The following is an 8,993-nucleotide window of genomic DNA, read 5'->3' on the forward strand; positions in this document are numbered from 1 at the left end:
ATCTCGTCACCCCGGCCGCCGAACCGTTCTGCGAGACCGCGGCCGACCGGTTCCGCGCGGCCGCTGCCGACGATCCGTTGCCCGCGGCCGTCCCCGGCGGCACGTCCAGCAGCCGTACGGTCTCGCGGAGCCGTTCCGCCTCCGCCGCGCAGCTCTCGCAGCCGGCCAGATGCGGCGGTACGGCCTTCTCGTCCGCGGGCTGCAGCGCGCCGAGGGCCCAGGCGGCCAGCAGCTCGGGCACACCGTCGTGGTCGTCGGTCACCGGACGCCTCCTTCCCCTGTCGCCATCATGCGCCCCTTTCCCACGCCGGATCCGGCGGCTCGGCCAAAGTCTCGGCCAACTTGCGCAGCGCGGACCGTAAGCGGGTCTTGGCGGTGCCCTCCGGGATGCCGAGCTCGACGGCGGCCTGACGGTAGGTGCGGCCCGCGAAGTAGGCGAGGTGGACCACCTCCCGCTGCGGCTGCGGGAGTTCGGCCAGCGCGGAATGCAGCAGCAGCGAGCGCTCGCGGTCGACGACGGCCTCGTCGGGGCCCGGCCCGGTGTCGGGGATGGCGTGCAGCGTGGAGTCGTCCGCCCCGGCGGCCTTGCGATGCCGGGCCTCGCTGCGCACCCAGTCCACGGCCCGCCGGTGCGCGAGCACGGACAGCCAGGTGCGCAGCGAACCCCGGCGCGCGTCGAACGCGTACGGCCTGCTCCACAGCTGGGCGAAGACCTCCTGCGCCACGTCCTCGGCGGCCGCCGGGCTGTTCGTGACGCGCCGGGCGATCCGTCGCACGAGCCCGCCGTACGCCGCGTAGGCCTCGGACAGCGCGGACTCGTCGCCGTACACCAGCCGCCGATGCAACTCCGCATCCGCGGGCGGCCGTTCGGACTTGTGGAGAGTTGGCTCCACCGGCACCACCACCTCGTGATGCCCTTCCTAGCGTCCCCGTGGACCCCGCGCCAGTGGGTCCGGCAATCAGCCCGACAGGACGTCCAGCAGACGATCGACATCCGCGGCCGTGTTGTACAGGTGGAACGCGGCCCTCAAGTTGCCCGCGCGGTCCGAGACTTCGATCCCCGCCCGGCTCAACTCCGGCTGCCTGTGGCCGAGTCCGGGCACGGAGACGATCGCAGAGCCCGGTGCCGGAACCGGCTCCTGGCCCAGGCCGGCCAGGCCCGCGCGGAAGCGGTCGGCGAGGGCGAGGTCATGGGCGTGCACGGCGTCCACGCCCAACTCCTCGATCAGCTCCAGCGAGTGGCGGGCGCCCGCGTACGAGAAGAGGCTCGGGCTCTCGTCGAACCGCCGTGCGGAGTGGGCGAGTTCCTCGACCGGCCCGTAACAGCTGTCCCAGGGGTGTTCTCCCGCGACCCAGCCCGCGAAGATCGGGTTGAGTCCTCCCAGGTCCTCCGGAACGACCAGGAAAGCCACTCCCCGCGGGCAGACGAGCCACTTGAAGGCGACGGAGGACACATAGTCGTACGCGTCCGCCTCGACGGGCAGCCATCCGGTGGCCTGGGACGCGTCGAGGTACGTACGGGCCCCGTGCTCGCGGGCTGCCTCGCGCAGCGCCGGCAGATCGACGATCCGGCCGTCCGCGGACTGCACGGCGCTGACCGCGACGAGGGCGGTGCCGGGGCGCACCGACTCCGGGATCCGCTCCAGTGGCACGGTGCGCACCTTGAGGTCGCTGCGCACGTGGAAGGGGTTCACCACGGAGGTGAAGTCGGCCTCGGCGGTGAGGACTTCGGCGCCCTCGGGCAGCGAGGCGGCGATCAGTCCGCTGTAGACGGCGACGGAGGCCCCGGCCGCGACACGGCGGTCCGGGACTCCGACGAGACGGGCGAAGGCGGCGCGGGCCGCCTCCACGTCGGCGAACATGTCCTGCGGCTGCCCGGCCGCCACGGACTCGACGCCGGCCCGCATCGCGTCGACCGCGCGGGCTGGGAGCAGCCCGGTGCTCGCGGTGTTGAGATAGGTGTTCTTCGCGGCGAACTCGGCTCGGACGAGGGTCTCGAAGGTCTCCATGGGGCCACTCTGAGGGCCGGGGCTCTCCCCGTCCATTGCCGACTTCTACGTGGTTTCGCCAAGCAACGCTTATGGATCCGCCCCGACCTGCGCTTTTGCCGTCCGCGTCAGTTCTGCGGCACCGCGCATCCGTCGGGGCCGCACGCCTCGGCGTCGTCCTGCTGGATCAGCTTGAGCGGCGAGTGGCTGCCCCACGCCTGCTCCAGGGCCTGCGCGAAGACCTCGGCGGGCTGGGCGCCGGAGACGCCGTACTTCCGGTCCAGGACGAAGAACGGCACGCCGTTCGCGCCCAGCTCGGCCGCCTCGCGCTCGTCGGCGCGGACCTCGTCGGCGTACGCGGCCGGGTCGGCGAGCACCTTGCGGGCCTCGTCGGCGTCGAGCCCGGCGGAGACGGCCAGCTCCACGAGCCGCTCGTCGTCGCCGAAGACGGACCGCTCCTCGGCGAAGTTCGCCCTGTAGAAGAGCTGGATCAGCTCGTCCTGCCTGCCCCGCTCCTTGGCGAGGTGCAGCAGCCGGTGCATGTCGAAGGTGTTGCCGTGGTCGCGGTCCCGGGTGCGGTACTCCAGACCCTCGGCGGCGGCCTGCGTGCCGAGGTTCTCCTCGCCCGCCTGCGCCTGCGCCTCGCTCATCCCGTACTTCTTGGTGAGCATCCTGATCACCGGCTGGATGTCGGTCTTGGCGCGCCCGGGGTCGAGCTCGAAGGAGCGGTGCACCACCTCGATGTCGTCGCGGTGCGGGAAGGCGTCGAGCGCCTTCTCGAAGCGGGCCTTGCCCACGTAGCACCACGGGCAGGCGATGTCGCTCCAGATCTCGACGCGCATGTCTTCGGCTCTTTCGGCTCGTACGGACACGGAGGCACCCTCCGCTCCGTACGTGAACGTTCAACCGCCTCGGTTCATTCCCGGGCGGAGGCCGTGCCCACCGCGTACCGCAGGGCGAGATGGTGATCGCCCGCGACCGGCGGGTTCTCCGGATCCGGCACCCAGCCCCGGCGGGCGTAGAAGTCCCGGGCCCGCTCGTTGTCCACGTGCACGTCGAGCGTCGCGATCCGCCTGCCGTCGGCCCGCCACTGCTCCACGCACTCGGCGTGCAGGGCGGTCCCGAGGCCCGAACGCCAGTGGTCCGGGTCGACATGCAGCTGGAACAGCTTCACGGTGTCGGCGGGCGCGCCCTCCGCGGTGCGGAACGAGGCGACGGCCACGATGCGGCCCTCGTGGACCGTGCACAGCACCTGTCCGTCCGGGCGCTCGATGGCGCCGCGCCAGGCCGCTGCCCAGTCCGTGCCGTCCTGCGGCGCCCCGGCCGGGTAGTACGTCGCCCGCGCCCGGGAGTGCAGGTCGGCGACGGTCTCCGCCTCGACGGACAGCACGGTTCTGGTCACTCGGCGGCCGGTCACACGGTTTCTGATCATGCCGGTCATGCCGCGAAGGACGCGGGTCGCCTCCGGCGCGGTTCCGGGGGTGTGGGGTTCGTTGTCGGGTGCGGGTCCGGTGGGGGCTTGTCGCGCAGTTCCCCGCACCCCTAAAAGCGGGGCTGCGCCCCGGCTTTTGTCTTTTGGGGGCGCGGGGAACTGCGCGCTCAGCCACGGACGACCTGCACGTCGCAAACCACCGAAACCCCCACCTGCCCAGGGGCGCGGGGAACTGCGCGACAAGCCCCCACCGGGCCGCAGACGAAACTCAGCCCTCTGCCAGCGCGGTGCGCAGCGCGGAGAGGGAGGACCGGACGGAGTCCAGGGTCGCCGCGGGGCCGTAGTGGTTGACCCGGATCATCTCCTTGGCCAGGGCACCGCCACCCGCGGCGAGCGGCAACGTCGGGTCGGCGGCCAGTGCCCTGACGACCAGCCCGGAGGCGTCGACCCCCTCAGGGGTTCGCAACGTCGTGGCGACCGGAGCCGCCGCAGAGGCCTCGTACACGTACGGCTCGAACCCGGCGCCCAGCGCGAGCACCCCCTCCCGGGTAGCGGCGGCCGCCGCGGCGTGGCGGGACATCACCGTGTCGAGCCCCTCCTCCTCGATACGGACCACGCACGCCTCCAGCGCGAGCATCTCCAACTGTGCCGGGGCATGCAGGAGCGCCCGCCGACCGGTGTCGATCCAGCGCTCCTTCCAGTCCAGGAGGGAGAGGTAGGAGCGGCGCGGAGCGTGCGGGTTGGCGGCCATCCGGGCCCAGGCCCGCGCGCTCACCGAGACCGCGGAGACCCCGGCCGGCCCGCCCATCGCCTTCTGGGCGCCGATCACGCACAGGTCCACGCCCCACGCGTCCGGCAGCACCGGCTCCGCACCGATCGACGCCACCGCGTCCAGGTAGAACAGGGCACCGTGCGCCCGTACGACCTCGCCGATCTCCGCGACCGGGTTGGTGTTGCCGGTGGCCGCCTCCGCGTGGACGAGGGAGACGAAGTCGATCTCGGGGTGCTCGGCGAAGGCCTCCTGGATCTGTGCGGCCGTGACCGCGGTGTGGAAGGGGACGGCCAGGTCGTACACCGTCGCACCGCAGTCCCTCAGCCAGTCGCCGAACGTCTGCCCGTACGGACCGGTGATCACGTTGAGAGCCGTCGTGCCGGGCCCCGCGGCGCCGCGAATGGCTCCCTCCAGCGGCAGCAGCGCCTCGCCCTGGGTGATCAGCACGTCCTGCTCGGTGGAGAGCAGCCGCGCCACGCGGTCCTCGATCGACGCGAAGTGCGCGGCGCTCAGCGGCGCCAGGTCCAGGAGGGGGTGGGTCACAGCAGTGCTCTCTTCGTTCACGGACGGCGCTCACGGGGTAGACGCACACGAGCGTAACGGGCGGGTCCCCGCCCGCCCCACCGACGACTTCTGAGGCCGGACGGCTCAATGGCCATGGGAATGGTTTGAGAGCCTCAAACCTTTCCTTATAATCAGAAGCCACAGTTTCCCCACAGGAGGTCAACCCCCGTGAAGATGGTCCTCGGGCGCCGGTCCCGCATCCTGGCCGCCACCACCGCGACGGCCGGGCTGCTGCTCGTAGCCGGCTGTTCTTCGGACGACGACGGGGGCAAGAAGACCACCGCGAACGGGGTCGAGCTGGTGAAGGGCGGGCAGCTCACCACCTGCACGCACCTGCCGTACCCGCCGTTCCAGTCGGAGATCGACGGCAAGGTGCAGGGCTTCGACGTCTCGATCATCGACCTGGTCGCCAAGGACCTGGGTGTGAAGCAGGTGATCCTCGACCAGCCCTTCGAGAACTTCAAGACCGGCGGGTCCCTCAACGCCGGCCAGTGCGACCTCGCCGCGGCCGGCATGACGATCACAGACGAGCGCAAGAAGAACGTCGACTTCTCCGACCCGTACTTCGAGGCCACCCAGGCCGTCCTGGCCGACAAGAAGAGCGGCATCTCCTCCCTCGCGGACCTCAAGGGCAAGAAGGTCGGCGCCCAGGCGCAGACCACCGGCGAGGAGTTCGCGAAGAGCAAGGGCCTCGACCCGGTCTCCTTCGAGTCCTCCGACGCGCTCCTGAACGGCCTGCGCACCGGCCAGGTCAAGGCCGTCGTCATCGACTACCCGGTCGTCCAGGGCTGGCTGAAGGACAAGGCCAACGCGGCCGCCTTCGAGGTCGCCGACAACATCAACACCGGTGAGGAGTACGGCGTCACGGTGAAGAAGGGCAACACCAAGCTCGTCGACGCCATCAACAAGGCGCTGGCGGACGCGAAGGCGGACGGCACGTACAAGAAGCTGTACGAGAAGTGGATCGGCCCGTACGACGAGGACGCCGCCTCCGCTTCCCCGTCCGCCGCCTCATGAGTGAGGCGGACACCAAGGTCCAGCCACGCAGAAGCGGTCTGACCAGACGTCAGAAGCGGGCCGTGTCGCGGGGCGTCCAGTACGCGGTGTTCGTCGCCGCGCTGATCGCTCTCGGCGTCACGGCCGACTGGGAGCAGCTGCAGAACCAGTTCGCGCAGGTCGACCTGGCCGAGCGGATGTTCCCGGACATCATCACGCTGGCGCTGAAGAACACCGTCCTCTACACGGTGTCCGGCTTCGTCTTCGGCCTCGCCCTCGGCGTGGTCGTCGCCCTGATGCGGCTCTCCTCCGTGGGGCCGTACCGGTGGCTGGCCGGTATCTACATCGAGATCTTCCGCGGGCTGCCCGCCCTGCTGATCTTCATCTTCGTGGGCGTCGCCGTGCCGTTGGCGTTCCCCGGCACGGAGATCCCCGGCGGCACGTACGGAAAGGTCGCGCTCGCGCTCGGTCTCGTCGCGGCGGCGTACATGGCGGAGACGATCCGCGCGGGCATCCAGGCCGTGCCCAAGGGGCAGATGGAGGCGGCCCGTTCGCTGGGCTTCTCGCATGCCCGGGCCATGGTCTCGATCGTCATTCCGCAGGCGTTCCGGATCGTGATTCCGCCGCTCACCAACGAGTTGGTGCTCCTCTTCAAGGACTCCTCGCTGGTGCTGTTCCTCGGGGTCACGCTGGAGGAGCGCGAACTCTCCAAGTTCGGCCGCGACCTGGCCAGCGAGACCGCCAACTCGACACCGATCCTGGTGGCGGGCCTGTGCTATCTGCTGGTCACGATCCCGCTCGGTTTCGTCGTACGCCGCCTTGAGGCGAAGGCCGGGGAGGCCACCAAGTGAGCACTACGAGCAGTCCGGCCCTCACGAAGGACGCGAGCGGTACGCCGGAGATCCAGGTCCGCGGCCTGCACAAGTCGTTCGGCGACAACGAGGTGCTGCGCGGCATCGACCTGGAGGTCCGCTCCGGCGAGGTCGTGTGCGTCATCGGCCCCTCCGGCTCCGGCAAGTCCACGCTCCTGCGCTGCGTGAACCTCCTCGAAGAGCCCACCAAGGGCCAGGTCTTCGTCGGCGGCACCGAAGTCACCCACCCCGATGTGGACATCGACGCCGTACGCCGCCGGATCGGCATGGTCTTCCAGCAGTTCAACCTCTTCCCGCACCTGACGGTGACCGAGAACCTCACGCTGCCGCAGCGCCGGGTGCTCGGCCGCGATAAGGAGGAGGCCGCGAAGGTCGCCGCCGAGAACCTCCGGCGGGTCGGCCTCTCCGAGAAGGCGGACGCGTACCCCGCCTCCCTCTCCGGCGGCCAGCAGCAGCGCGTCGCCATCGCCCGCGCGCTCGCCATGGGCCCCGAGGTGATGCTCTTCGACGAGCCCACCTCCGCCCTCGACCCGGAGCTCGTCGGCGACGTCCTCGCCGTCATGCGCATGCTCGCCGACGAGGGCATGACCATGATGGTCGTCACCCACGAGATGACCTTCGCCCGCGAGGTCGCCGACCGGGTCGTCTTCATGGACGCCGGCGTGATCGTCGAGGACGGCACCCCGGCCCAGGTGATCGGCAACCCGACCCACGAGCGGACGAGGCACTTCCTCTCCCGCCTGCTGGACCCGGCGATGGCGGACGTGGAGGAGGACAGCCCCGGCCGACCGAGCAAGGAGGGCTGAGCGCTCCGTGCCCCTTCAGGGGCGCTGAGCTGTATCGATATGCGGCTCCGCCGCGTGGGCGCGACCAGCCCCACCGGCCCGCAGCCTCCGTACGCACTCCACCGAAGAATTAGGGTGCAGTACATGAGCGATCAGCCGGTGCTGCACGTAAAGGGCCGAGTCCTCGTCGGCCCCGACGACGCCAGGGACGAACTCTGGATCGTCGGCGGAAAGGTCACCTACGAGCGCCCACAAGGCGCCCGTGACATCCGCACTGTGAACGGCTGGGCCCTACCAGGCCTCGTGGACGCCCACTGCCACGTGGGCCTGGGCCCCAGCGGCCCCGTCGCGGACGACACCGCCGAGAAGCAGGCCCTGACCGACCGAGAGGCCGGCACCCTGCTCATCCGCGACGCGGGCTCGCCCTCCGACACCCGCTGGATCGACGACCGCGCGGACCTCCCGAAGATCATCCGGGCGGGCCGCCACATCGCCCGCACCCGCCGCTACATCCGCGGCTTCGCCCACGAGATCGAGCCGGACGACCTCGTCGCGTACGTCGCCCAGGAGGCCCGCCGGGGCGACGGCTGGGTGAAACTCGTGGGGGACTGGCTCAACCGTGAAACGGGCGACCTGGGCGCCTGCTGGCCCCGCGCCGAGGTCGAGGCGGCGATCGCCGAGGCCCACCGTCTGGGCGCCCGGGTCACCGCGCACTGCTTCGCCGAGGACTCCCTGCGGGACCTGGTGGAGGCGGGCATCGACTGCATCGAGCACGCCACCGGCCTGACCGAGGACACCATCCCGCTCTTCGCCGAACGCGGCGTCGCCATCGTCCCGACCCTCGTCAACATCGCCACCTTCCCGCAGCTCGCGGCCAGCGGCGAGGCCAAGTTCCCCCAGTGGTCGGCGCACATGCGACGGCTGCACGAGCGCCGCTACGACACCGTGCGCGCCGCGTACGACGCCGGTGTCCCCGTGTACGTCGGCACCGACGCGGGCGGCACCCTCGCGCACGGCCTGGTGGCGGGCGAGGTCGCCGGGCTGGTGGCCGCCGGAATCCCGCCTGTCGAGGCGCTGTCGGCGACGGCGTGGGGCGCCCGGGCGTGGCTGGGACGGCCGGGTCTGGACGAGGGAGCACCGGCCGACCTCGTCGTGTACGAGGGGGACCCACGGGCGGACGTACGGGTGCTGGCGGCGCCCCGACGGGTGGTGCTGAACGGCAAGGTCGTCGGCTAGGACCTGTGTTGACAGAGCGTAACCATCCGCCCGGCCCGCTCGTTCTGCACTTTCGCGCGTGCTCCGGCGCGTCAACCGGCGCGTTCGAGCCGGTTCGGGCATCCGGGTGGAGATGAGGAACGCGCGTGCCGAGTGATTCGAAGAAGCGCACGGAAACTCCACGTATGAGTGAACTCCCGTCAGCTTGCTGACCGTTCACTCTCCGTGCGCAAGGATTCCCGCATCGACGCCGTCGGTGCTGCTCCCCACAGGTCCCCGTGAGCGGAGCGTCCGGCGGCGTCGCGTCTCCAGTTCTGTCTCCCGTGGGGGTCCCACCACCTTGCACAGCAACGCTTTCCGCATGCCCGC

Annotated in this window: 10 protein-coding genes; 4 read left to right on the forward strand and 6 right to left on the reverse strand. The window is 71.0% G+C overall.

The features are described from left to right. The 6 genes from O3Q52_RS42400 to O3Q52_RS42425 form a co-directional block, all read right to left on the reverse strand. On the reverse strand, positions 1-262 hold a 262-nt coding region (locus O3Q52_RS42400; protein ID WP_269653870.1), incomplete at its 3' end, for a zf-HC2 domain-containing protein. A gap of 25 nt (positions 263-287) precedes the next feature. Beyond that, positions 288-905 (reverse strand): RNA polymerase sigma factor, encoded by a 618-nt coding sequence (locus O3Q52_RS42405; RefSeq protein WP_269653871.1) that lies wholly within the window; start codon positions 903-905, stop codon positions 288-290. Positions 906-959: 54 nt separating this feature from the next. Continuing rightward, a complete protein-coding gene (locus O3Q52_RS42410) occupies positions 960-2,009 on the reverse strand; it encodes an aminotransferase class V-fold PLP-dependent enzyme (RefSeq protein ID WP_269653872.1) in 1,050 nt (349 codons plus the stop codon). Positions 2,010-2,116: 107 nt separating this feature from the next. Beyond that, positions 2,117-2,830, reverse strand: coding sequence for a DsbA family oxidoreductase (locus tag O3Q52_RS42415; protein WP_269653873.1), 714 nt, complete (start codon positions 2,828-2,830; stop codon positions 2,117-2,119). Between the two features lie 74 nt (positions 2,831-2,904). Then, complete coding sequence (locus O3Q52_RS42420; RefSeq protein WP_269653874.1) at positions 2,905-3,420, reverse strand: GNAT family N-acetyltransferase; 516 nt, start codon at positions 3,418-3,420, stop codon at positions 2,905-2,907. 268 nt (positions 3,421-3,688) lie between these two features. Continuing rightward, positions 3,689-4,735, reverse strand: a complete 1,047-nt coding sequence (locus O3Q52_RS42425) for an alanine--glyoxylate aminotransferase family protein (RefSeq protein ID WP_269653875.1) — start codon at positions 4,733-4,735, stop codon at positions 3,689-3,691. A gap of 189 nt (positions 4,736-4,924) precedes the next feature. Between O3Q52_RS42425 and O3Q52_RS42430 the strand changes: the two genes are divergently transcribed. From O3Q52_RS42430 to O3Q52_RS42445, 4 genes are all read left to right on the forward strand, one after another. Beyond that, entirely contained in the window at positions 4,925-5,773 is an 849-nt protein-coding gene (locus tag O3Q52_RS42430) for a transporter substrate-binding domain-containing protein (protein ID WP_269653876.1), read from the forward strand. Next, a complete protein-coding gene (locus O3Q52_RS42435; RefSeq protein ID WP_269653877.1) occupies positions 5,770-6,603 on the forward strand; it encodes an amino acid ABC transporter permease in 834 nt (277 codons plus the stop codon). Before O3Q52_RS42430 ends, O3Q52_RS42435 begins: the two co-directional genes overlap by 4 nt. Then, the gene (locus O3Q52_RS42440; RefSeq protein ID WP_269653878.1) at positions 6,600-7,430 is read left to right on the forward strand and encodes an amino acid ABC transporter ATP-binding protein; all 831 of its coding nucleotides are present in this window, start codon (positions 6,600-6,602) and stop codon (positions 7,428-7,430) included. The genes O3Q52_RS42435 and O3Q52_RS42440 overlap by 4 nt, the downstream gene beginning before the upstream one ends. 123 nt (positions 7,431-7,553) lie before the next feature. Further along, entirely contained in the window at positions 7,554-8,645 is a 1,092-nt protein-coding gene (locus tag O3Q52_RS42445; RefSeq protein ID WP_269653879.1) for an amidohydrolase family protein, read from the forward strand. The last annotated feature ends 348 nt before the right edge of the window (positions 8,646-8,993 follow it).

Origin of the sequence: Streptomyces sp. ActVer, from assembly GCF_027270795.1 — a bacterium.
In the GTDB taxonomy this organism is placed as follows: domain Bacteria; phylum Actinomycetota; class Actinomycetes; order Streptomycetales; family Streptomycetaceae; genus Streptomyces; species Streptomyces umbrinus_A.

Excerpts from the sequence above, each read along its gene's own strand:
- O3Q52_RS42435 (WP_269653877.1), top strand. The coding sequence starts at position 5,770 with ATGAGTGAGGCGGACACCAAGGTCCAGCCACGCAGAAGCGGTCTGACC.
- O3Q52_RS42415 (WP_269653873.1), bottom strand. The coding sequence starts at position 2,830 with ATGCGCGTCGAGATCTGGAGCGACATCGCCTGCCCGTGGTGCTACGTG.
- O3Q52_RS42445 (WP_269653879.1), top strand. The coding sequence starts at position 7,554 with ATGAGCGATCAGCCGGTGCTGCACGTAAAGGGCCGAGTCCTCGTCGGC.
- O3Q52_RS42410 (WP_269653872.1), bottom strand. The coding sequence starts at position 2,009 with ATGGAGACCTTCGAGACCCTCGTCCGAGCCGAGTTCGCCGCGAAGAAC.
- O3Q52_RS42420 (WP_269653874.1), bottom strand. The coding sequence starts at position 3,420 with ATGATCAGAAACCGTGTGACCGGCCGCCGAGTGACCAGAACCGTGCTG.